At 55.5% G+C, this 427-nt stretch carries 1 pseudogene; it reads left to right on the top strand.

The features are described 5' to 3' along the window. Positions 1-427: pseudogene (locus tag CSR02_RS02050) on the top strand (IS5 family transposase); the annotation flags it as partial.

The following is a 427-nucleotide window of genomic DNA, read 5'->3' as shown; positions in this document are numbered from 1 at the left end:
GTCATCGAACGGATATTTCGTTATCTGGCCGCTGATCACGACAACGAATACATGATGATCGACAGCACAATTGTCCGGGCGCATCAGCATAGTGCCGGAGCTCTCAAAAAAGGGGCACGGATCAGGCCATCGGACGCTCACGAGGCGGGTTGACGACAAAGATCCATGCCATCTGCGACGCTCTGGGCAATCCGGTGGAACTCGGCATCACACCGGGACAGGATGCCGATATCACCCAGGCGGAACCGCTTCTGGAAAACATCGACCCGGATGCTTTTCTTGCTGACAAGGCGTATGACGCGGACAGGTTGATCGATCGGCTGATACAGCGCGGGATTACCCCGGTCATCCCGCCAAAACGCAGCAGAACGACACGACGGAAAACCGATTTTTCTCTCTACCGCGAACGGAACCTTGTTGAGAGGTT

The organism is Acetobacter pomorum (assembly GCF_002738225.1).
Classification (GTDB): Bacteria; Pseudomonadota; Alphaproteobacteria; order Acetobacterales; family Acetobacteraceae; genus Acetobacter; species Acetobacter pomorum.
This window is presented reverse-complemented; position numbering and strand designations above follow the sequence as displayed.